The following is a 22,861-nucleotide window of genomic DNA, read 5'->3' on the forward strand; positions in this document are numbered from 1 at the left end:
GCGGCGACCTAAGGAGAGCTTGACTGTCAGGTCGCCTTGGGCTGGAGCTGGATCGCTACAATTTTCTAGGCTTTTCTAGGCTTTTTGATACCCCCGAACGATGCCCTCCAAAGTTACGATCAGAGATATTGCTAAAGTTTGCGGCGTGTCGCGAACAACGGTCTCCGCCGCTCTACGCAACGCCGCAGGCGTTTCGAAAGCTCAACGCGATAAGATCCAAGCGGCAGCCAAGGAGATGGGGTATGTGAGGGACATGAAGGTGGCCCAGGTCATGTCACACATCGCCAAGTCGGGAACGGATGGACATCTCAGGCGCATCGCCATGGTCAGCGCGCCGGAGGTCAACGGACCTCCGCCGTGGAAGGCGAACGGGCTCATGAATCGCTTCTACAATGGAGTGAAGTCCCAAGCCGAGAGCTTGGGTTGCGGCTTCGAAGCGTTTTGGATGGCGGAGCCGGGCATGTCGAGCCGGCGTCTAGCGGAAATCATCTACTCGAGAGGCATCGATGGTATCGTGCTGATGCTCGATTATGGCAAGGATCCTACGCGTATCGACTTCGACTTCAGTCAGTTCGCGGTATCGGTCATCGGCAAGTCGCTGGAGTGGCCGCATCTGTATTCGGCTGAGGGCGACTTGCACCAGGGAATGTTGATGGCTATGGATCAAGCTAGGAATTATGGATACAAACGCCCCGGGTTGATGCTGCGTGAATCCTCCTCAAAGCGCGCAGAGCACAGTTGGGAGGCGGCCTACTACCTTGCCCAAAGCCGCTTGGATCTCGCGGAGCGGATTCCAGTTTGCAAGTTTGGTTTCGAGGACACGGACGCAATTCGTGTCTGGTTCGATGAATACAAGCCAGATGTTATCATCGGCCATGAACCGCCTGGGTTGAAGTTGTTGAACAAATACAATATCAGTGTTCCGGATGACGTCGCATTCATCGCTTTGGAAATGCACGATCCAAACTCGGAGGTGGCAGGTGTGGATATCAAGCCGGAGGGGATCGCGGCGGCCGCTGTTGACCTGCTCTCGGAGCAATTCCGGAAAAACCAGCAAGGACTGCCGGATAACCCGGAAACAGTCATCGTCAAATGCGAATGGCATGACGGCAAGACCCTGCCGTTTATCGGTAGGGATTGAGAGTCACTGCCGGGGTGAGTCGCTAAGGCAGAGCTCTTGGTATTTCTTGAATGAGCGCTGGAGATGATCCGCGAATCTTCAGTTAGAGCTGTTTGTTAGCTCATATTCTTCGTTTTCGTATTTTTCTATCAATACGTCGAGACTCGCTGCTATTTCCGTTTCTGTGCCAAGGACAAGCCAGTAGCGATAATTGAAGTTGGACTTAGGACCGAGGTTTACGCGCACGACTGGCGCGACATGCATCGTGTAAGTTGAAGTTGGGTCTTCTATATTGTTAGGTCCGCCGCTGGAGCCGAAATTCCATGACTTGCCCGCGGTTGGGCTGAAGACCGCAATTCCTTGGCCGCTTTCTTCGAAGAAGGCCATCGCTTGCAGTGGGGGGCTTGCCTTGGTCCAGGGCAAGCCTGGAGGATCGGTTTCGAGCTGCCATTCGCCGTCGCCGAGGTAAGACTTGGCGATGTGAAAGTTTCGGGTGAAGTAGCAGGCGGGAACTTCTTGAGGATTGGCCACAGCTGGGCCCCAAGGGTCATTCTCATCACGATCGCACTGTAGTTCGCACTGCACTACGATAGTGTTGGGCAAACCTTCTTCGAATCGCGTCCATTGCTTCATGAGAGCCGCGGCGGGTTCGTTGGGCATGTCCCAAAGGTTTGGGATCGTCTCGCTGTAGAGAGTGTGTTCGTTCAGGCGCTCGAATGCCGTCACCTCGGCCCAGGAGCCGATGCCACCTCCTTGTATGGGATTCCAAGACCACGGGGACCAGTGTTTGCCTTGTCCCTCCTGCCGCCGGTCGCGACGAATGCCAGCGTAGTAGGACTGTTGGATCAGGCGCCCCGGGTCGCGGTAGTTGACGATGTTCCGCGAATACCCGGCCGATGAAATGTAGGTGATGGAGCCTCCTTTTTCGCGATCGATCCCGATTTTTACCTGCCCGTTCGCGATGGTGAGGAGATCCTCTTTCCGCTCGGGGATGGCGGGGAGCTTCGCCACTATCGTCAGCGCGATGGTAGCCAGTACCAGTCGCTTTAAGGGAATGAAATTCGTTTCGATTGAGGTTCTTCGAGTCATGGTTGATAGGCGGGCTGGGAAAGCTTCTTTCGGTTGACCAGGTTGATGTGGGAAATTCTCCAGCCGTATTCGGTGCGTTTGCACGTAAATTCGTATTGTCCGGTGAGAAGCGTATTCTTTTCCGGAGTACCATCCGAGTGGAAGTGGCGAGTGTTGAGAGTGGTGATAACGAATGCCTCGTCTCCGTCGATCCGAATGAATATTGGGACGCTTAGGTGCTGGGTTCCTTCGAAGGTTTCAAAGAAGGTTTCCAGCAATTCGATCCGACGATTTGCGGACGCGGATTTGAAAGTTCCGGATGAACCGTCGTGGTAATTGTCGAGAAAAAGGGATCGGTGCAGCTCCCAGTCTCGCAGGTCCACGCTGTATCCGTATGCCATGATCAGGTCTAACAATTCGCTACGATCGACGAGGTAGTTGATTTTTGTCTCCAAGTCGGCGGCGCGAATCGATTGGCGAATTTGCAAGCGCTCGCTTGCATCTATCCTGGAAGGGTGGGGATTGTCGAGCGGGCTCGCTGGACAGGGCACCGCGGAGACTGCAGGCAATAGCAAAGCAAGCAAATGGGATAACTTCATAGGGAGAAGCCTTCGGGCAGTTTGGTTCGGAGCATTTGAGCTCTCCAGATTTGGTCTAGAATTGGTTCTTTGCTAGGCGGTTAGCGCCTGACTGTCCTTATCCGAATTACATGACCTCGAATACCTTTGCTTGGCAGCCTGCTCGCCGCTCTCGGCGAGCTTCCCTTTGCTGAGCTCCTTCAAGTGTTCGACCAGTCGGAAGTCGATTGGTCCGCCGGGACTTTTATCGGCTTTGTCGCGTGGGTGGTTTGCCCAGCCGTCGTGCCCGATGAGGGTAGTAATGGGCCAACCGTATAGGATAAAAATCGGAGTCGCCTGAAGTCTTTTCGTACCGCTAATCGAGGACCTTCTCGTATTCGATTTTCCCTAGTCCCGAGCTGTTCTGGCAGGCAATCTCGAACCTTGTGAGAGGAATCTTAGCGGATGCGCACCTTATTATCGGTGTGCATGAAAGTCCGTAGAGATCCGGCCGCAAAAGCTCACGACTTCTGGAGGGCAACGGTTCCACGTCCACAATAACGAGTCTGCGGTCGAGCGACCTGAAAGAGACCTAAAGGGGGTTGAGAAGGTTCATCTCCAGGCAGGTGGGTCGGCGCCGGTCACCTTTGAACTGAATTAGAGAGGGTTTGCTTTCCGAGATGTATCTAGTGGATCTTGGCAGGTAGAGCCGGGTGATTTTTCGCTCCTTGTTGGTAACTCTTCGCTGAACTCCGAATTTGCTGAAAAGGTCTCTCAAAACTAGGTTTAGATTTGGGAGCGAGTCCGGCTTGGCTTTCCCTCCATTCCGTGGAGGCTGTCGTACCTTATCGGGTTTCATCCTTTTAGGCGACGGGGTTGTATATAAAAAAACCGCAACGTTTACGCTGCGGTTTTTCTACCATTTCCAAATAGTGGATGTGAAAGGATTTGAGTTAAATTGTAAGACTCGAAACGAGTATAGTTAATGTGTTTAGCCTGAACGAAGTATGTGCAACTATGCTTTCAATTAGAAAACAATACAGTTAGTTCTGGATGCGAATGATGGGTTCGACCCAGTGGGCCCAATCGTATTCGATGTCTGCACCGGGGTCAATGATGAGGCTGAGTTCGCGACTGCTGCCGGCTTTGCCTGTGAGGTCAACAAGGTGGGACGTATAGGTTCCGTCTGTCTTTTCCTGACGGTAAACTTCCCTGCCATCAAGTTGAACCGAGAAGGTTACTCCGTTTGAGCTTTCGTGGGCGATTCCGGTACCGAAGGTCAGGGCTAAGCTTTGATTTTCGTCGATTTCTGGGAGTTCAATCTGCCAGCTGATGGAGGCTGGGACTCCATCTTTCGGATGGACGAAGATAGAGGGCGCGAGCCAGCCGGCGGATTTGAGGAAGGAGGCGGATTTCGCGTCTAGCGCATTTGCCACATTTGCGTCCACGAAAAGTCGATACAGGTCGATGATGCCGCTTTCGTTGGAGTTAGGTTGAGCGAGGCCTACGCTTTCGGGGCCAGGGTAGAGCTTTTCCCAGGAATCGCGATCGAGGTAGTCGAGGGCGAACTGAGTTTCCTCTAACCAGTTCTTTTCGCCAAAGGCTTTGAAAACGCTGTAGGAGGGTTTCTTGGGGCCGATGTCCTCGGCTCCTTTGGGCCCGTGACGCCGCAGGCCGAGCATGAGACCGCCTTCGTGCGGATGGTCCACGTGGCGATGCAAGTGAAAGGCGGTTATTTCAGGAATCTGTTGAACGAGCTCGAGTGCGTAGGCGAGGGCGACGGCTTGCTTGAGTTCTGGCTCCGCTCCAGCGGGGCCGTGGAATCCTTGCTCGCTCAGAACGATTTCGCGGGTTTGGTGGCCGAAGCGGAGGTGTGGTTGCTTCAGGTAAGCGACGAGTACCTCCAAGTTCTTCATGGTGACGAGCGGACTGTCGAAGTAGGGCATTGCCGAAAAATTAAGCCAGAAGGCGGGCTCGAAGAGGTCTTCTGGGTACGGGTGCCAAGCGACTCCCCAGGGGAAGTCGCCGGACTTCTTGGAGAGTTTGCCAAAGGCGTCGATGAAGCCGCGGCCGCTAAAGCCGCGTTCGGGGGATCCGGGAGTTGCCATGGCATGCCAGTGGTGTGTTAGGGAAACGAAGACGCGCCAATCCGAGTGAGCCTGTTTGCCTGCGAGTTCGGCGATGCGTACGGCTCGGTGGTAGTTGTCGGTAACTTCCTCGATGGAGGCGGGGCCCATGTTGTACCAAACGGAGTGACTCTGCACTTCGTTTCCAACGATCATGCCGGCGAGAATTCCGAACTTGGCATCTTCGCGGGTGTAGCGCGATGCGAGGAACTCGAGTGCGGCCCGATAGTACAAGTAGCCCTCTTCGTTCGTTAGGTTGAAGGCTCCGATAAGGGCGTGGGGGTTGTTGATCTCGGAGCGTGGGTGGGTGAGAGGGCTGTCGTTGCGGGAGCCTTGCCATTTAATGGTTTTGAGAAGGATTCCCAAGGTGCGGATGCCGGCCTGATGAAAGGCTTTGAGCCGCGTATCCAAGTTTTCAACATAGGATGCTCGGAAGTGAACGGTCTTAGCGTCGACCGTGACTTGATAGGGACTGTTTTTCGATTCTAGGTCAATGAGTTGATCGATGGATATGTTTTCGACGATATGGCTGGCTCCTAGGGCAATCGGGTCTTCCAGCCCTACGGCGCTGTTGAGTCCTTTCTTGTTGCTGGGGTGGGGAATCGCAAAGGTCGCCGCCCCGAGTAGGGACGTGTCGGTCACCCAGCGATTTGCGTCCAGCGTTTCGCGACTATTAGCGACGACTATATTGAAGCGTCCGTAGTAAAGGTCGTATCCTTCTTGTATTCGATTGAATGTTACGGATGGAGACGCTTGTCCCTTCCAGACCGTGAACGTTTGTTCTTCTGTTTGGTAGGGCAGGCGAACGGTGACCTCGATGCCCTGTCCTTGCAGTTCCAACGGAAGGCTGATTTCGATTTGATCTGCTCTCGCGGAGATCACTGGGGAGGCGGCATTTGCGTGGAAGTGTGCGAAGATGGAGAGAAAAAGGTGGGCGCTGCGTAGGTAAGCTTTGAGCGGAATCATTGGGTGTGGGCGAGTTGTTTGTTAGTGTGACGTATCTTGAGCAGTTCGCGGTTTCGTTCCGCTTGTTTTCGGGTGAGTGGATAGTAGATCATTATGATAAGGGCGGCGAGCAGTCCGGCGCATTGGGTTCCAACGATCAGTAGTTTCATGTCGAATACGACATCTGGTGTGATGCCGTTTTCCTTAATGTCCTTTGCGTCGTAGCCGGAGATCTGGAGGATGCCTCCGCCCACTAGGGAGGTAATGGTGATGGCTAGTTTCAAGGTGAAGCCCTTGACAGCGCTAAACATGCCTTCGCGACGTCGACCGGTTATGAGCTCGTCCTCGTCGCAGATATCGGCGGTGATCGTGTCGACCATGAGCCAGCAACCTTGAAAGCCGAGGAATGCGATGATGGAGGTTATGTAGAGGGCCCAGGGCCACCTTGGATCGATGGCAGGCCAGAGCAGGGCTGTTCCCACTAAGGCGAAAGCGATGCCGACGCTCATGGCGATGCTCTTGCTCCATTTTCTCGAAATCCATCCGATGAGGAAAAGGCTGACGTACGACATACCGACCGATAGGAATCCTAGCACGAGCGAAAGGTCTCCCCAAGCCTTGTCGCTACCGTCGAGCACATATGGGATCATGAGCAAAGGCAGAACAGATCCGCCGGATATCGTGGCTACTACGATGATGACGTATGCGAAGAAGAGGATGAGAAAGTTCTTGTTTTTGAGAGCGGTGGCGAAGGCGGGACCGATTTTGATGGGGTCGGGAATCCTCACCTTTTGATTCTCCTTAACGAAAGCCACTGGAATCATCCCAGACGCGAGTACGATCACGCTTATTCCGATGCTGACCCAGAAGGCACCCTGTCCCTGATTGTTGAATACATCGAGGTTGATGAGCTTGTAGAGGGAGAACGAGCCCAAGCTCCCGGCCAGCCCGATGTACATGCGCCATGCCACGACCCGAGTGCGTTCGTCGTAGTTGGGCGTGAGCTCGAAGCCTAACGCTGTGTAGGGTACCACAAACAGGGTATAGAAAAAGGCGAGGGCGCTGCCTACGAGGGTGAGGTACCAGAAGGGAGCGTTGCTGTACCATGGATTGTCTATGGTCTCCAGGTAAGGAGGCGTCCAAAGAAAAGGCAGGATCAGGGCGCAAGAGATCACGCCCCAGAGCATGAAGGGGATCCGGCGCCCTTTGGGACTGCGGCAGTTGTCGGACCAGTTGCCGATAAGTGGATCGGTTATGGCGTCCATGAAGCGGGGCACCGCGAGCGCTACGCCGGCCAGAAGGTTTGGCATCTCGAAGAACTTCACGTAAATGAGTAAGCCGAGGGCGTTGAGGGTATTGAACATGAAGTTGTCGGCGAGGCCGCCAAAGCCCCAGAATATCTTGGTGCCGAGCGATACGCGTTCGTTCTTAGGTATTGAGGTATTGGGCACGAACGAAGGGGTTAGAGTTGCGACTTAAACTTGTAGACGCCGGCGGGGAGGGCGTAGATTCCGTGTTGTTTCTCGTATCGGTAGGGACGGGTATGGACACGATCCCAGGTTTCTTCCGACAGGTATTCGACGGCACTGTGATCGCGGGCCGGAATGTGTACTTCTCCAACCGAGTTTGGGGGAATTTCCACCTCCATCGCGAAATATCCTTCGCTTTGTTTCCACTCGCAACGGATCAGTCCGTAGGGAGACTTGAGCGAGGTCTTGGCCCAGTTTATTCCGTTGCCGGGGGTAGGGGTGAAGAGGATACGCTTGTAGGCGCTGCTACCGGATTCTTGGGATATGCCTCCTACTGTATTGTACAACCACTGGCCGATCGCCCCGTAGGCGTAGTGGTTGAATGAATTCATGCCGGTGTCTCCGAAACCTTTTTCGGGAGTCCAGCTGTCCCAGCGCTCCCACATAGTTGTCGCTCCGTTGCTGACAGGGAATAGCCAGCCGGGATAGGTTTTTTGCATCAGCACGCGGTAGGCCATGTCCGAGTGTCCGACCTTGCTGAGTGTGGGACAAAGAAGTGGCGTACCGAGGAATCCGGTTGAAAGGTGGTTGCCGCGTCGCTCAATGGTGTGTAGGAGACGCTCGATTGCGCGACTGCGTTGCTCCCCTTCGAGCAAGTCGAAGGCTAGGGCCATTAGGTAGGCGGTTTGGGTGTCGCCCACTAGCAGGCCCGACGGTGCCGTGAAAGCGTTGCGGAAAGCGAGCTTGATATTTTGGTGGAGCTTTTCGAAGCGGCTCTGGTCGTCGGGGCGTCCTAGGAGCTTCGCAACATCGATCATGATCTCTGTGGTGCGAGCGAAGTAGGCGGTTCCGATCAAATCGGAAGGTGTAGGAGCCCACTCGGGGCGAGGGGCATCTGGGGCGAGCCAGTCGCCGTAGACTGTGACCGGACGAATTAGCTCGTGCGAAGTCGATTCCTGGTAGTCTATCCAGGCGCTCATTGCGTCGTAGTTGTCTTCCAGTATCGATTTGTCACCAAAGGACAAATAGGTTTCCCATGGACAGATGACGCCGGCGTCAGCCCAGCCTGCGTTTCCGAAATGTTCTGAAACCAAGGGAATGGAAAAGGGGCGCTTGGTATTGCTGGCGAAAAGGTCTGGCGAGATGTCGGGGAAGGATCCGTCTGGGGCTTGGCTGTCGACGAGGGTGCGAATCCATTCGCGGAAAAAGGTTGAGGTGTCGAAGTTGAAGTTGGCGGTGGGGGCGAATACCTGGGCGTCGCCCGTCCAACCTAAGCGTTCATCGCGTTGTGGGCAGTCGGTGGGGAGTTCGAGGAAGTTTCCTTTTTGCCCCCAGACTATGTTGCTCTGCAGCTGGTTTATGTCTGGATGCGAGCATTGGAAAGATCCGGTGGCTTCCATGTCGCTGTGCAGGACCAGAGCCTGCAGGGATGCAGGTGTCGGCTTGGAGCTGACACCGGAGATTTCCATGTAGCGAAATCCGTGATACGTGAAGAGCGGCTCGTAGGTCTCGGTCCCTTCGCCTCGGCAAACGTAGTGGTCGGTCGCTTTGGCATAGCGAAGGTTTTCTCGGTAGAGAGAACCGTCGGGGTTGAGCATTTCGGCGAATTGAAGGGTAATCTTCTTCCCTTTGCCTTCCCTGACCTTTATGCGAGCCACGCCTGTAATCACTTGCCCGAAGTCGGCAATGTAGGAGTTGGGACCGCTGCGTTTGGTGCTCTGTGGTTTGAGCGTCTCCTGGACTCGCACCGGCGGTCCGATGCGCGGCTTGAGCGTTGCTTCGGGAGCTGGGTAACAGGTCGCTTTTTTCCATCCTGAAGCTTTGAAGCCGGGTGAGCTCCACCCTGGCATTTGTTTTCGGGCGTCGTAAGTCTCGCCATCGTAGATGTCAGCGGCGAGATAAGGGCCGGTGGCGCTTTTCCAGCTTTCATCGGTGACGACGGAATGCGTTTTTCCTTGGGCGTCGACGATCTCCAGTTGAGCAAGGGCGCTGAGCTGATCGCCGTAGTTGGCGCGGATTGTAGGGTGGAAGAGATTTCCTCGAAACCAGCCGTCGGCGAGTATGATGCCGATCGCATTCGCTCCTGTTTCCAAGAGCTCCGTCACATCGTAGGAGAATGTGTGCAAGGTCTTGTCGTACTCGGTCCATCCAGGGGCGAAGCGATCTGCGGTGACCGGTTTGCCGTTGACGAAAAGTTGGCAGACGCCTCTGGCGGAAACGTAGAGGCGGCCGCTAGCGATGGGGGTGTCTAAGCTGAATTCCTTGCGCAGGTGCGGGCAAGGGACGCTTTCTTTCGCTCCCTCGTCTTTCAGGCCGATCCACTTTGCTTTCCAATCTTCCGCGTGAAGCAGTCCCGTTTCGAAGGAGGCGACCTCGCTCCAAGGACCGACCTTTTTCCAGGCGTCCCAGATGCGGGTTCGCCAGAATACTTGTTGTCCGGACTGAAGGTTCGGCCCCCCGTAGGGAAGGTGCAATGACCGGTCGCTTTGGACGCGTCCGGTATCCCAGAGGAGGTCCGAAGCGTCCCATGCGTCCTTCCGAGAGCTGGCTTGGATCTGGTATGAACTTTGGGCGGCTCCATAGCGTTTGTCGGCAAGCTGCCAGGAAAGACGAGGCGTCGAGTCGTCCAAACCGATGGGGTTTATGCGGCTGTTGGCCTTGAGGTTTATGGGAAGGGCGATGCTTTGCGGGTCGGGCATGGTGTCTAGAAAAAAGGGTTTTTGGAAGTTGTATCAGTTAATTGGATAACGATGTTTAAGTGATTCGGGCATAGCGGCCGGCACGTACTCTTTCCCGCTTCCTCGATCTCCCTGAGGGTGATAGTGGGGAGTGCTTTGGCTGCTCGTAGGCACGTAGCCGGCTCCGTCGTGGTAATGTTTCCACCACTGCACCCAAAGTCGGTCTAGTTCTGCTACGATGTGGGGATTCTCTTCCGAGATGTCGTAAGCTTGATTCGGGTCCGTAATCAGGTTGTGAAGTTCCCAACCGTTTCCATCCACTTCGGAAAGTCGCCATGGGCCTTTGCGGATGCCTCGATTGTCTAGGAATTGGAAAAAGTGAACTCGCTCCGTTGACTCTTGCTCCGAGTGGAGGAGGGCGGAGAAACTATGTCCCGCCATGGGGGAGGGGACTGTTTCGCGAGGAATCTCTGCCAGCTCGAGCAAGGTCGGCATGAGATCGACCATGTGTGTATAGTTTCTTTCAATACGTCCTTGGGAGCGAATCATCGCTGGCCATCGAGCAATGAGTCCACTGGCGACGCCGCCTTCGTGTTGGCTGATCTTATAATGGCGAAGGGGAGTGTTGGCGGCCCAGGCCCAACCAAATCCCGGCTGGAAGTTACTGCCCTTGTCGCCAGGAAGCAGTCCTTGAGAGAGCAGCATCTCGTCGAGTAAGGCGAATGGATCGGCTCCATTGTCACTGGTGAAGAGCACCAGGGTATTGTCGTCGATGCCTAAGTGGTCGAGCGTTTGCAGGACGCGACCGATGTTTTGGTCCATGATGTCGATCATGGCGGCGTAGGTTGCCATGCGCAGGTCCTCCAAGTCCTTTTGGGCGTCGCTCAAATCGCTCCATTGAGGCAAATTGCTAGGGTAGGGAGGCAGCTCTTGATGGGGTGGGACTAAGCCAAGTTGCTTTTGTCTTTGGTGGCGTTGTTTGCGGATTGCCTCCCATCCTTCAAGGTAGCGGCCTCGGTACTTGGCGATAGCCTCGGGAGGAGCTTGGAGAGGATTATGGGGAGCGTTAAATGCGAGATAAGCGAAGAAGGGGGCGTTTGGTGTGGATTCCTGATGTAGAGTGATGAAGTTGATGGCGTAGTTAGCGAATACTTCGGTGGAGTAGAACCGGCCGTCGCTTTGCGGAATAGGGTCGTGATCTAGGCGGTAGTATGGGCTTGGAACGTAGTAGCTGGAGAAACCGTCGAGGAAACCGAAGAACCGATGGAAGCCACGATCGACGGGGTTTCCTTTCAAGTGCCATTTGCCTATGGCATAGTTGCGATAACCGCCCATTCGCAGGACTTCTGGAAGTGTCGTTCCTTTCTGAATACCGAGGCCGACGTCGGTGTACCAGCGTCCGCTCAGCAGGGAGGTGCGCGAGGCTACGCACATCCCACCGTTGTAGAATCGTTCGAAACGGATTCCTTCCTTGGCTAGTTTATCCAAGTTCGGCGTATCGATTTCCCCGCCGAAGCAACCTGCATCCGAGTAGCCCATGTCGTCGGCGACGATTAGCAAGACGTTTGGAGCTTCTGTTTTTGCTAGGGCTGTGGACGCTAGGGCTAGGCATGTGGATGCTAGCGCCAGTACCTGAGTCGCTCGAAAAACGGTTTTCATATCCGTTTCTAGTTCTGACTGCTAACCGATTTCCGCGGGAAAGGAAGGTAAGGGACCCCGTTCTTGTCGTCGCCGACGCGTAGTTCCTCGGGGGTGCGCCGCGGGCTGTAGGGCTCGTTGTTGTATTGGCCCCACCAAGCGTTCCATTCTTTCGCTAGCGATTTGGCCAAGGCGCGGTTGCTTGAGAAGAGGTTCTTACTCTCTGTGGGATCTTCAGCGAGATTATAGAGTTCCCAAGGCCCGGAATCGTGGGCGGAGAGTTTCCACTCTCCGAAGCGGAGAGCTCGATGGTCCATTAGTTGAAAGTAAATGTATTTGTGTGGTTGATACGGTGATTTTGAGAAGAGGGGAGCCATGCTCTTTCCGGGGCGCGAGTCCGACTCTTTCTGGCTGCCTGCGAGTTCGGTCAGGGTCGGCAGAATATCGACGATGTGGAGCGGGGTATCGTTGATGATCCGTTTCCCTTCGTTCATTTTTGGCCACCAAGCAATGAGTGGCGAGCGGATGCCTCCCTCGTGTTGATGCCGTTTGTACATCCGGAACGGAGTCACGCAGGCGTAGGCCCAACCGTTGCCTGGCTCCCAGTTGGAATCTCGGTCGCCTGGGCTTTTTCCCATATTTAACATCGCGGCGTCGGTTCGCGAAAAGGGATTTGCCCCGTTGTCGCTGTGGAAGAGCAGCAGGGTGTTCTCGAGTTGTCCGCTCTCTGAAAGGTAGTTTACCAGTCGACCGACGTTGTGGTCGATGCGTTCCACCATGGATGCGTAGATGGCCATGCGTTGATCTTCCAAGTCCTTTTGCTCATCGCTTAGATCTTCCCAATTCGGAAGGTTGAGCGGTCGCTCAGGCAGAGCCGCGTGTGGCGGGACAATGCCTAGCTGTTTTTGCTTTTTGAATCGTGATTCTCTGATGGAGTCCCATCCTGCAAGGTAGCGACCCCGGTACTTTTCGAAGTCTTCCTCGGGGACTTGAAGTGGATTGTGGGGAGCGTTGTAGGCGAGGTAGACGTAGAAGGGCTTTTCTGGTTCCTCTTGTCTTCCTTCTTCGATAAACTCGATGGTGTAGTCGGTGTTTGCATCGGTCGCGTAGAATTCTTCTGAGAAAGCGGTGAAGGGAGAATGGTCGAGACGCCAGGTTTTGTTGCCGACGAAGTAGTCGGATGCTCCGCTGAGGTGTCCGAAGAAGCGGTCGAAACCGCGATCGACGGGATTACCATCCAGATGCCATTTTCCGACCGCGTAGGTGCGGTAGTCTGCGGCTTGGAGCTCTTGGCCGATGGTAGGACCTTTCTTGACTCCAATACCTGTATCCATCCACCAACGACCGCTCATCAAGGAGGCTCTGGTCACCTCGCATTTGCCGGCGTTGTAGAAGTGGGTGAAGAGGATGCCCTCGTTGGCAAGGCGGTCTAGGTGCGGAGTTCGGATTTCGGAACCTGTGCAGCCGAGATCGCTATAGCCCATGTCGTCAACGATGATATGAATAATGTTGGGTCGGGGGGCGGTATAGGCGTGGGCTGCTAAGGTAAGGACGCAGGCGTTGAAGGCAATGAAGCGGGAGAGTGACATTGTATGTTATTTTGGGATACGAAAAGTGAAGGGGATTAGGTGTGGAGTTCGATCAGTAGTACCAGCGAAGTTTTTTACCTATTTGCTGACGGATATTTGGATCTTCGAGCGCTTGTTCCCAAGTTACACCCAGCCGTTCGACCTCAGCGGCGATTTGCTTGTATTGGTCAGGCCAATACTTTTTGTATTTTTTCCAGTCGATTCCTGGGGCGTTGGTTTGAGGCCGCGGTCCGTAGGGGTTGTAGTGCTGCGGATAGGTGTCCGGGTTTTCGGTCTGCCACTGGTCGAAGCGTTCGCTCCAGAATTGGAGTTCACTCGCCCAAAGGGGATCGTTCGCGAGGTTGTTAATCTCCCAAGGATCTGCTTCCAAGTGGTAGAGCTCTTCCGAGATGGGATATTCGTCGGTCCAGCGAACGTAGTTTTCAGTCAAGCTTCGGACCCCCATGAAGCGGGCTACCGGGCGAGGAACGCCGACGGGCGAAGTTTGATGTTCGTAGAAAAAGTGGTCGCGCCATGCGGTAGCCTCACCGCGCGCTAACGGGACCAGGCTCAGTCCGTCCATTTCTTCTGGAGGCGTTAAGCCTGCGAGATGCAGGACTGTGGGAGCGATGTCGATGTTGAGAGCGATCTGAGGGAGGCGTGCCGCCTTGAGGGCTCCGGGTCTTGGATCGTAGAGAAAGAAAGGGACGCGCAGGCTTTGCTCATAGGGGGTCCATTTCCCGCCCAACTGTTTTTCGCCAAAGTGCGTTCCATGGTCTGATATGAAGAGTATGACGGTGTTGTCGTCCAAGCCGCGTTGTTGGAGCTCTTGACGAATCTTTCCGATGGAACGATCGACGCTGGCTATTTTCTCCAGCACTTCCCGCCTGTAGCGTTGGTAGTTTTTCTCGGGACGTATTGTATCGTGGAATACAAGGGCACCGAGAGCGGATTTGACTGAAGGAGGGAGGGGGGCGAAATATTCGGGACGTTGCGTGGGGACGCGTTCGAAGGTGTGATGGGCGAGCTTGCCTTCATCCTCTGGGGCTACCTTGGATGAGGGATGGGGCGCTTTGTAGTTCACTTGCAGACAGAAGGGCTGGTCGGCGGGCACGCTTGCTAGGAAGTCTCGTGTCTCTAGGGTCAGCCATTCGGAGTCGTGTACCTTCTTGCCCCGGTAGGTGTTGAAAGCGGGACCTTGATCGACGTCCGCGTGAAAGACATCGAAAGTCGCGATTTGCTCGTCGGTGGCACCGACTCCGTACTTGCCGAGTTGTCCGAGGTAGTAGCCCGCTTCCTTCAGCAGGGCGGGGTAGCTCGATTTGAAAACCGGCTCGGACATCGGAATGAGAAATTCATGAATGTCGTTGTTGCGGGAATATTTTCCGCTGAGTATGCTTGCTCTGGATACGGCACAAATCGGGGTGGTTACGAAGCCGTTGTGGAAGTTGATTCCTTCCTCGGCGAGACGGTCGATATTGGGAGTGGACAGCGCGACCTCGGGGTTGTTTACGCTGACGGTATCCCAGCGTTGGTCATCGGTAACGAAGATTAGGATGTTGGGGTTCTCCGCTGCAGCGAGAGCGCTGGTGGCGAGGGCGGATAGTGCAAGAGCTGACAATATTTTCTTCATCGATTGAGAATGACTGAAGTGGAAGAGTGGATGGTTTTGTTAATTCCCGTGGGAGTGTTGGATGAGCTCGATGTTCGAAACGAAGATGCGACCAGGCTGTTCGAGCTTGAAGCTGAGGATTACAGATTCCGTCGGTCGAAAGGTGGTAAATGGGATCGTGATTTGCTGCTCCTCCCAGTTCGGGCGAATTTTTATTGGGGAGCCGTAGAGGTTCTCGGCGGCTGCCAAGACTTGGGTGGCGCAGTTGGTCCGTACGGTAAGGCGCAGACCTTCGGCTGTTTCTAAGCCTTGTGGAGGCGAATAGGATGCGACTAGGCTGGAGGCTTTTGCGGTGATGCGATGTTGTGGGTCTTTCGGGCCGCCGATTGGATATCCGCCGCTGAGCACCTTGAAGCCGTTGACCGAGAAATCAGGGTCGAAGCTTTCGTTTGGACGCGCTAGCAAAGCACCAGAGTCTTGCAGGTAGGCGTCGAGCTGTTCGGCTAGGCGTTGTGCCGTTTCGGGCTGTGAAGAGGCGAGGTTGGTGGTCTCTCCGATGTCTGAGGTGAGATTGTAGAGTTCGAAATAATCGCTTTGGTCTGGAGTCGCGTTGAAGAAACGGAGGAGCTTCCAATCGCCGTCACGTATCCAAGCGTTGGCAATGTTGCCAGTGGCGAGCACGGTGTGAGCGAAAAGGCTGTATATGGGAGGGCGTTGCAATTCTAGGCCTTCCAAGAAGGATGAGGAAAGGTCGACCCCGTCTAAGTGGTGGTCCTCGGGGTTGCTTAGGCCGAGCAGTGATGTAAGGGTTGGGAATATGTCGTAGCTGATGGCGATCGTATCGTTTGTAGTTGAAGGGGCGATACGCGTCGGCCACGAGGCGATGAAAGGGACTCGCGAGCCACCTTCATAATTGTTGCCTTTGCCACCCTGGAGGGGGTGGTTGCTGGTCGGATTTACTCCTTCGGGCCGGTCGTACATGTTGCCGCCATTATCGGAGGTAAAGATGACTAGCGTGTTTTCGTGGAGATTGAGGGCTTCGAGTTGGGCGATGACTTTACCTACGTTGTCGTCGACGGTCTCGATCATGCCACCCATGATTGCGGACTTTTGGAACTCGGTTTTTTGCGCGAGCGGCCGGTACTTTTCGATGAGTTCGGTTTTGGCCTGGAAAGGGGCGTGCACTCCGAAAAACCAAAGGGCGAGGAAGAAGGGGGTCTCCTTGTTCTCGCTTATAAAGCGGACCGCTTCATCTCCGAGAACGTCGTCGGCGTGAGCGTTTCCGTCTACCAGTGGCATGTTGGTTTTTTCGGTGTCCCAGGGACCAAAAAAACCGGGAGGCGGCGGTCCAGGGAAGCCGCGTCCGCAGACGACTTCGTCGAATCCGAAATTTTCAGGGATGTAAGGTTCGAAGCCCAGGTGCCATTTTCCCATGAAGGCGTTCTTGTAGCCGGCTTGCTCAAGAATGCGGGCGATGGTTGGAGTGTCGAGGGGAAGGCGGCTTCGCGTTTGCGGGGTTGCGGCAGGAAGCCCAGGTGGGGCCGTGGTGTTTTCCTGAGGGTCGAGTATGACCTGGGGTAGGTGGCCGACCGGAGTGGTGAAGCGTAGCCGTGCGGGCGTTTGCCCTGTGAGCAGGGATGCTCGAGTGGGGCTGCAGAGCGGACTGGCCGCATAGGCGTTCGAAAACCTCATCCCCGAGGCGGCGAGTTCGTCGATGTGCGGCGTTTGGTAGAGCTCGCTGCCGTAAGTCCCAAGGTCACGCCAGCCGAGATCGTCGGCAACGATTAGAATGACATTCGGCTTGTTGGCTTCCTTGGCGTGGGAAATCAAGCCGCATGCGACAGCGATCATGGTGATGCAAATGTACTGGGGGAATTTCATAGGTATCGGGGGTGGGCTCCGTGGGTACGAACTTCGTCGACGTTTCTGCCGCGTGCCTCAGGGAACCAGAATCGAGCCTATCCTATCTTGTACCGGTTCGACGCGCAATATGCTCAATTTGGGATATCTACAACTCCGCTACTTTGTGTAGACTGTGATCGTTTCCCAGTTAGGTTCACCGCATGCCCCACTCTCCATCCAGTACGATTGGCCTCGCTCCTGCCGCTTTTTGGGCTTTGCTCATCTGGAGCTTTATTGGCCTAACTCCCTTGGCGAAGGGGCAAGTGGAGCTCGAGGGCACAACTTGGGCCCAGCGCTTGTTGCGAAGTTTTTCCAGCGATTGGAACGAATTGAGTTCGGAACGGGAAAGTTTGCCCGGTGAGCTGGTCGGTCTGCCTGAAGTACCGACTGCCTATCAGGGCGGATCTGGAGGAATGTTTGGTATGTGGTACGTGGATACTGAGAACAAACCTTTGAAGTCTCTCAGTATTCGAGTCATGTGGGACGAGGCTGAATGGGTCGATTTTGTCTCGCTGGTGCCCGCCCGAAGCGCAGCCTCGCAAGGGGGTGAATGGGAGTATGGGGTTCCCGAGTCCTTCGAAATCGAGTTGCTGGACCGAAATGGGGACGCGATTGCAACGATCGCGCAGGAAGAAGGCGCGAATCGCAGGCTAGTGCGGCGCGGATTCCCTTTCACCTATTCACTGGACGCGCCTGTGAAAGCCCATGGAGCATTGGTTCGCAGTCGGGGTATTTCAAGGCGAATGGTAGCCGGTGAAACCCGATTCTATCTAGCCTGGGCGGAGCTGTTTGCTTTTGCGGGAGAATATAATGTTGCTGAAGGGGCAACGGTTGAGTTGGTTGAGGATCGTCCCACCTACGAGACATGGTATTGGAATGATCAATACTTGGTCGACAGTCAGACTCCATTGGGGTTGCCGGAGATCCCATCGAAGAATCTGCGGCATGTGGGGTGGCTCTCTCAGGCTCGCCACAGCGAGGACGACTCGATATTCGTAACTCTGGAGCTGCCGGAGGCGAAGCAAGTGAATGGGCTTAGGCTTTTTCCGGCGCGTCGCCCTGCGGGGGAGGTGATTCCCGGGTTTGCGTTGCCCCAGCGCTTTTATTTGTCGGCGATAGACGAGAATGGAAAGGAAGTTCGGGTTTTGGATCGCACGAGCACGGATGCCTCCAACCCTGGGCAAAACCCGGTGACCTATCGTTTCCCGTCGGTGCGCGCTTCGAAATTTCGCTTGGAGTGTGTCAAGATTTGGAAGCGATACCCGCACTATCCAGCCTTTATTGCTTTCAGCGAAGTGCAGTTGCTGGAGGGAGAGACCTGTCTGAGCAAGGGAGCGAAGGTTCGAACCTCGGATGGAGAGACGGAACTCGCTTCGGTTGGCAATTTGTTCTGGAGTCCGAGGGGACTGACCAATGGGGCCGGCCCGAGCGGTGCTTTAGTCGCTCGTCGAGAATGGCTGGAGCTTTTGCAACGACGCAACGAAGTGGAAACCCGCATGCGTTACTTGGAACTGCGGATGGGCGCCATGGAGCATCGGTGGGAAGCTGTTGTCCTGTATTCAGTTAGTGGGTTCGGCGTTATTGCTCTCGTTTTTCTTATTGTGCTGCCTATTCGCTATCGTCGTATCCAAAAAACGATGCTTAGCGATCTCCGCCACCGGATTGCGAACGATTTGCACGACGAAGTGGGGGCGAACTTGAGCAGCATTGCAGGTACCTCCGAGCTTTTGGAGGAAATGACTGGAGACTCGTCTCCCAAGCAACGGGAGTTGATGGCCGACATTCGGCGCACGGCCCGAAAGACGGCGCAGGAAACGCGACGATTGATAGGCTTTCTCGAAAGGCGAGAACTGGAAGGCAGTGTCGAGGAGCACTTGCGGCAGGCTGCCCGGACGATGCTCAAGGGAATCGACTACCGATTCGAGGAGGGAGAATGGGAGGCATTCGAATCTTGGCCGCAGCGGCGCAAGTGGGACCTGCTGTTGTTCTTCAAGGAAGTGCTGCATAACATCGTCAAGCACTCCGCGGCGCGATCGGTAAGTATTGAAATCAAAGACCTCGGCAAGGCCGGCTTGCTCTTGAGGGTGGTGGACGACGGAAAAGGAATTTCCGGAGGGCGAATGCCGCGTCATCTGAAGGAGCGCTCCAAACGCTTGCGGGCGCTGCTTTCTATTTCCAGCCGAAAGGGTGGGGGGACGGAAGTGCGATTGACGATTCCGAGGAAGAAGCAATTTTTATGGATACTGAAATAAGCATTGTCGTTATAGAGGACAACGAGGCGTACAGTAAAACCCTGCTCGACACTATTGAATTGAGTGAAGGCATGGTATGCATCGGAAATTACAATACGGCCGAGTCCTGCTTGAGGGAACTCGAAAAGGATAAAGGCCAGAAACCGAGCATCCTGTTGCTGGATCTGAACCTTCCGGGGCAAAACGGATTGACCATGCTTCCTCAGCTTCTCATGGCTTCCCCAGATACGGAAGTGATCATTCTGACGCAGAATGACGACTATCACCTCGTTTTGGAAGCGATTCGCCTCGGAGCCAGCGGCTATCTGCTGAAAGGCGGAACCATCGCGGGAATACGCAATACGATTCGTGAGGTCGCGGCAGGAGCCAGCGTGATAGACGCTCAGCTCTCGCGCATTGTCTTGAACAGCCTTAGTTCCGGCGAGAAATCGGAAGACAATCCGCTCAGTCCGAGGGAGATGGAGGTGCTTGCCCTCTTGGCCCAAGGATACGCGAAGAAGGAGGTCGCGGATTCGCTAGGTCTGAGCTACCATGCGGTTGCCCTTTACGTGCGCAACATCTTCAAAAAGCTCGGTACGCCCAACATTGCCGCAGCTATAGCGACCGCGATCCGGCGTAATTTTATCTGAGTCACAGCGATGCAGTTTTCGGCAAAGCGAGGGATTGCTCCGGTCTATACTCATTTTGGCATATTGTTAGAAAGGGGGAATTGGATGTAGAGTGTTGGCGTTCGAGAGCGATTTCTTTGATGCTCTACCACCCCAACCCCCCATCACTCACTATGATAAGCCCTACAAACTTGCGCGGACTTGTGAACGTCCCCAGCGCGACGGACCGTCGCCAATCAAAGCTGCCTGCTGTAATGAAGCTGGCTTGTGCGAGCTCCGTCTTCGCTTTTTCCCCCAGCCTTTTCTCTCAATCGGAGAATACAGGGGGAAGCGAAGAGACAGAAGTATTCGAGCTATCCCCCTTCGTAATCGACGCTAAGAACGATTCCGGCTACTACGCCGAGAACACGCTTTCCGGTACTCGCTTGAGCAGTTCGGTGAATGACTTGGCCTCGGCTCAGTCCGTGCTGACCAAAGAGTTCTTGGACGATATCGCTGCCACCAGTTTCGAGGACGCCATGAAGTTCGCGCCCAACACTGGTTCTGATACAGGAGGTATCTCGGACGATCCGTTAGGAAACCGTGGCCTTTTCTTCAACTCGTATCGAGTTCGTGGATTCAGACTCGACGAAGGATTGACCACGGATTTTCTGTTTTCGGCGATTCCAGGTGACGTCTATAACGTGCAGCGCATTTCTATGTCGCGCGGTCCAAACTCCATTCTATTCGGGCTTGGAAGCCCTGGCGGCAATTCGAACCAAGTGAGCAAGCGTGCGATGTTCGACGACCGCTCTTCCATCCAAGTTCGTTTCGACAGTGACAACAGCCGTCGAGGCGTGCTTGACGTGAACCGCGTGCTCATTGACAAGAAGCTTGCCATTCGTGCAGCCACGGTCGTGGAGGAATCTTTCACCCATCGCAAACCAAGTGGGCGAGAGCAGTATCGCTACTACTTGAACGCAGTCTACAAGCCCTTCGAGAAGACGACGATGCGTGCCTTGTGGGAGACCGGTGAGATTGACCAGATGAATGTGCGTCCATGGACCACTACCGACTACTTCTCGCTTTGGGAAGAGGCTGGCCAGCCTTCGGTGACTGAACCTGCGTCTGTGGCGACTCCCAATCCCGAGCCTGGACTAGACCGTTTGTCGAACGGCAATTATGCGCTCGTCATAGACGGCATCGATCCGATGAACTGGCGTCGCATGGGGCGCAGCCAATTGCCAGATCGTGAGTTCCGTAATGCGCAAGGGCTCGCTTCTATCACATCTGACAGTGAGCTGCCTCTTTATATCAATCCTGTTGGAGGAGGCCAGTCGGTGGATATCGACTTCAGCAATACAGCTTTCTTCTTCGAGCAGAAGCTCGCCCAAAACTGGCACCTTGAGCTCGTTTATAACAAGCAGAACGTAACGCGTAATGTATGGAACACGTTGGGAGCGAACTTCGATAAAGTCTTCGTCGATCCGAATGAAGTGCTGCCGAACGGAGATCCGAATCCGAACTTCGGCGATAAATATGTAGAGGCGGTTGCATCGACCCGGTTCCTAGTGGATTGGGGTGTGGAGACCATGCGCGCTACGACCTCTTACGAGTTCGATCTGTCCGAACAGTTTGGTAACTTCGGCGAGCGTTTCCTTGGCAAGACGCGTATGGCTGGCTTGTGGGAGGAACGCGAAACGCAAGGCTACCGTCCGATCTTCCGATTACACGATACGAGCGGTACCTTTAACGCGGACCCGTTCGCCGGATTTAATCGCGTGAAGCATCGCTTCTACATTGATCCAGAAAATGGCGTCTACGGCGCTCCCAAATTTGCGGATAACTATCCTATCGTGTGGGGCGCGGAAGACATGGCCTCGAACTATCCGACTCCAGCTGAAAACGGCCTCGGGCTCGCTTGGATGCCCGCTCAAGATTTGCCTCAGCTGCACACCAACGAGCGACTCACTTCCAACATGATCGCCATGCAGAGCTATTTCTGGAAAGATCGTTTGATCGGGATCTTCGGCTGGCGTGATGACACGCTCCGTCTGTGGGACGGACCAGCTAGCGAATATGAACGCGTCAACAAGTTCTTCGCAGACATAAGTACCTTCGATCCAAAGGAACGTTGGTCCGAATTCGCTGCTGATATTGACGGCAGCACTCGTACTCGAGGCCTCGTCTTCCGTCCGCATCGCGACGTGTCATTGTATTTCAACGACTCTAGCAGCTTCCGTCCGGTCACGGCAGGATTCGTCGATATTCGTGGAAACCGTTTGGAGAATGAATCCGGTAAAGGTCAGGACTACGGTGTGCGTTGGACCATGCTCGACGGCAAGGCTCACCTGAACATCAACTGGTTCGAGACCGAGCTAGAGGGAGAGCGTACCGGACAGGTGAGCGGCGCCACTGGCATTGGAATACGTGGTCGAGTGGACTCTCTATGGACAATCCTGGCCGAGCAGGTTGCGGGACCGAACGATCCAGACTATCTAGCAGCTCCTTACCGCTCGCAAGGAAACTGGGCCGACTACGCGGATACCGCATCCGAAGGCGTGGAGATAAGCTTCACCGCGAATCCAACTAAAGAGTGGAGACTGCACTTCAATCTCAGCCGTCAAGAGAATTACCGATCTGTATTCGGAACTCAAGCACAGGCCTACCTCGACGAGTTTATCCCATTTTGGGATAGTAACGATGATTGGAAGGAGCTCGTCCGTGATCCGGATGCAGCTGATACCACGACCCAATCCACCTTCGGCGAAATGCTTCAAGAGCTTAAGGACGCTCGTTCCCGTCTCGACTCCTTGGAAGGTGCTCAGGATGGACGTCGCCCCGAGTGGTCCTTCAACATGTCCACTGCGTATCGATTCACGGATGGACGCCTGAAAGGCTTCACGCTAGGAGGTAACGCTCGCTGGCGTGACGCGGCGGTGATCGGTTATCCAGTCGGTGACTTCGGTCAATTCCTAGTGGAGCAGCCTTTTATGGGCGAGGACAGCACCAACGTGGGCGTTTTCGGCCGCTATGCGACGAAGGTGTTCAACGACAAGGCAAGTTGGGTGATCCAGCTGAACATCAACAACGTGCTTGATGATGACGACTTGATCCCGTTCGAAGCGGTGGACAATGGCAATGGCGAGTTTATTTCGCGTTGGTCGCTCCCGCGTGGCAGAACCTTTATCCTGTCAAACACCCTGACTTTCTAAGGACTGGTCGCGACCGTAAGTGTCCTCCTTTGATTCTCTAACTTAGCAGCAGCGTCAACGTAGTCGAAAGACGCTGCTGCTTTCTATTACTCACGCACCCCGCAGGGGCTGCGTACCTCTCTGT

13 protein-coding genes are annotated in these 22,861 nt (G+C 54.9%); 4 read left to right on the forward strand and 9 right to left on the reverse strand.

The window, feature by feature from the left end:
• Positions 1 to 100 precede the first annotated feature (100 nt).
• Positions 101 to 1,141 (forward strand): LacI family DNA-binding transcriptional regulator, encoded by a 1,041-nt coding sequence (locus tag QEH57_RS10780; protein ID WP_191618713.1) that lies wholly within the window; start codon positions 101 to 103, stop codon positions 1,139 to 1,141.
• A gap of 78 nt (positions 1,142 to 1,219) precedes the next feature.
• Here the strand turns inward: QEH57_RS10780 and QEH57_RS10785 are convergent, their stop codons facing one another.
• The 9 genes from QEH57_RS10785 to QEH57_RS10825 all read right to left on the reverse strand — a co-directional run bounded on the left by QEH57_RS10785 (position 1,220) and on the right by QEH57_RS10825 (position 16,662).
• Positions 1,220 to 2,209 (reverse strand): hypothetical protein, encoded by a 990-nt coding sequence (locus tag QEH57_RS10785; RefSeq protein WP_224772742.1) that lies wholly within the window; start codon positions 2,207 to 2,209, stop codon positions 1,220 to 1,222.
• Positions 2,206 to 2,787 (reverse strand): nuclear transport factor 2 family protein, encoded by a 582-nt coding sequence (locus QEH57_RS10790; protein WP_191618714.1) that lies wholly within the window; start codon positions 2,785 to 2,787, stop codon positions 2,206 to 2,208. Before QEH57_RS10790 ends, QEH57_RS10785 begins: the two co-directional genes overlap by 4 nt.
• Before the next feature lie 1,001 nt (positions 2,788 to 3,788).
• On the reverse strand, positions 3,789 to 5,837 hold the full coding sequence (locus QEH57_RS10795) for a DUF5722 domain-containing protein (protein WP_309006739.1): 2,049 nt from the start codon (positions 5,835 to 5,837) through the stop codon (positions 3,789 to 3,791).
• On the reverse strand, positions 5,834 to 7,267 hold the full coding sequence (locus QEH57_RS10800) for an MFS transporter (protein WP_309006740.1): 1,434 nt from the start codon (positions 7,265 to 7,267) through the stop codon (positions 5,834 to 5,836). Before QEH57_RS10800 ends, QEH57_RS10795 begins: the two co-directional genes overlap by 4 nt.
• Positions 7,268 to 7,278: 11 nt before the next feature.
• On the reverse strand, positions 7,279 to 9,984 hold the full coding sequence (locus QEH57_RS10805) for an alpha-L-rhamnosidase (protein WP_191618717.1): 2,706 nt from the start codon (positions 9,982 to 9,984) through the stop codon (positions 7,279 to 7,281).
• A gap of 33 nt (positions 9,985 to 10,017) precedes the next feature.
• Positions 10,018 to 11,523: an arylsulfatase gene (locus tag QEH57_RS10810; RefSeq protein WP_309006741.1), complete on the reverse strand. Its 1,506-nt coding sequence runs from the start codon at positions 11,521 to 11,523 to the stop codon at positions 10,018 to 10,020.
• 107 nt (positions 11,524 to 11,630) lie between these two features.
• On the reverse strand, positions 11,631 to 13,190 hold the full coding sequence (locus tag QEH57_RS10815; protein ID WP_309006742.1) for an arylsulfatase: 1,560 nt from the start codon (positions 13,188 to 13,190) through the stop codon (positions 11,631 to 11,633).
• A 52-nt stretch (positions 13,191 to 13,242) separates the two neighbouring features.
• Entirely contained in the window at positions 13,243 to 14,802 is a 1,560-nt protein-coding gene (locus QEH57_RS10820) for a sulfatase-like hydrolase/transferase (protein ID WP_309006743.1), read from the reverse strand.
• A 39-nt stretch (positions 14,803 to 14,841) separates the two neighbouring features.
• Positions 14,842 to 16,662 (reverse strand): sulfatase, encoded by a 1,821-nt coding sequence (locus tag QEH57_RS10825; RefSeq protein WP_309006744.1) that lies wholly within the window; start codon positions 16,660 to 16,662, stop codon positions 14,842 to 14,844.
• Between the two features lie 182 nt (positions 16,663 to 16,844).
• On the opposite strand from QEH57_RS10825, the gene QEH57_RS10830 reads away from it, so the two are divergent.
• The 3 genes from QEH57_RS10830 (at position 16,845) to QEH57_RS10840 (ending at position 22,737) form a co-directional block, all read left to right on the forward strand.
• Entirely contained in the window at positions 16,845 to 18,935 is a 2,091-nt protein-coding gene (locus QEH57_RS10830; protein ID WP_309006745.1) for a histidine kinase, read from the forward strand.
• Entirely contained in the window at positions 18,920 to 19,564 is a 645-nt protein-coding gene (locus QEH57_RS10835) for a response regulator transcription factor (protein WP_191618723.1), read from the forward strand. Before QEH57_RS10830 ends, QEH57_RS10835 begins: the two co-directional genes overlap by 16 nt.
• 233 nt (positions 19,565 to 19,797) lie before the next feature.
• A complete protein-coding gene (locus tag QEH57_RS10840; RefSeq protein ID WP_309006746.1) occupies positions 19,798 to 22,737 on the forward strand; it encodes a TonB-dependent receptor plug domain-containing protein in 2,940 nt (979 codons plus the stop codon).
• Positions 22,738 to 22,861: the final 124 nt, after the last annotated feature.

The organism is Pelagicoccus sp. SDUM812005 (assembly GCF_031127875.1).
Taxonomy (GTDB): domain Bacteria; phylum Verrucomicrobiota; class Verrucomicrobiia; order Opitutales; family Opitutaceae; genus Pelagicoccus.

Bases quoted from the DNA above. Each gene is read 5' to 3' on its own strand.
- QEH57_RS10780 (WP_191618713.1), top strand. From the start codon at position 101: ATGCCCTCCAAAGTTACGATCAGAGATATTGCTAAAGTTTGCGGCGTG.
- QEH57_RS10785 (WP_224772742.1), bottom strand. From the start codon at position 2,209: ATGACTCGAAGAACCTCAATCGAAACGAATTTCATTCCCTTAAAGCGA.
- QEH57_RS10790 (WP_191618714.1), bottom strand. From the start codon at position 2,787: ATGAAGTTATCCCATTTGCTTGCTTTGCTATTGCCTGCAGTCTCCGCG.
- QEH57_RS10795 (WP_309006739.1), bottom strand. From the start codon at position 5,837: ATGATTCCGCTCAAAGCTTACCTACGCAGCGCCCACCTTTTTCTCTCC.
- QEH57_RS10805 (WP_191618717.1), bottom strand. From the start codon at position 9,984: ATGCCCGACCCGCAAAGCATCGCCCTTCCCATAAACCTCAAGGCCAAC.
- QEH57_RS10815 (WP_309006742.1), bottom strand. From the start codon at position 13,190: ATGTCACTCTCCCGCTTCATTGCCTTCAACGCCTGCGTCCTTACCTTA.
- QEH57_RS10820 (WP_309006743.1), bottom strand. From the start codon at position 14,802: ATGAAGAAAATATTGTCAGCTCTTGCACTATCCGCCCTCGCCACCAGC.
- QEH57_RS10825 (WP_309006744.1), bottom strand. From the start codon at position 16,662: ATGAAATTCCCCCAGTACATTTGCATCACCATGATCGCTGTCGCATGC.
- QEH57_RS10830 (WP_309006745.1), top strand. From the start codon at position 16,845: ATGCCCCACTCTCCATCCAGTACGATTGGCCTCGCTCCTGCCGCTTTT.
- QEH57_RS10835 (WP_191618723.1), top strand. From the start codon at position 18,920: ATGGATACTGAAATAAGCATTGTCGTTATAGAGGACAACGAGGCGTAC.
- QEH57_RS10840 (WP_309006746.1), top strand. From the start codon at position 19,798: ATGAAGCTGGCTTGTGCGAGCTCCGTCTTCGCTTTTTCCCCCAGCCTT.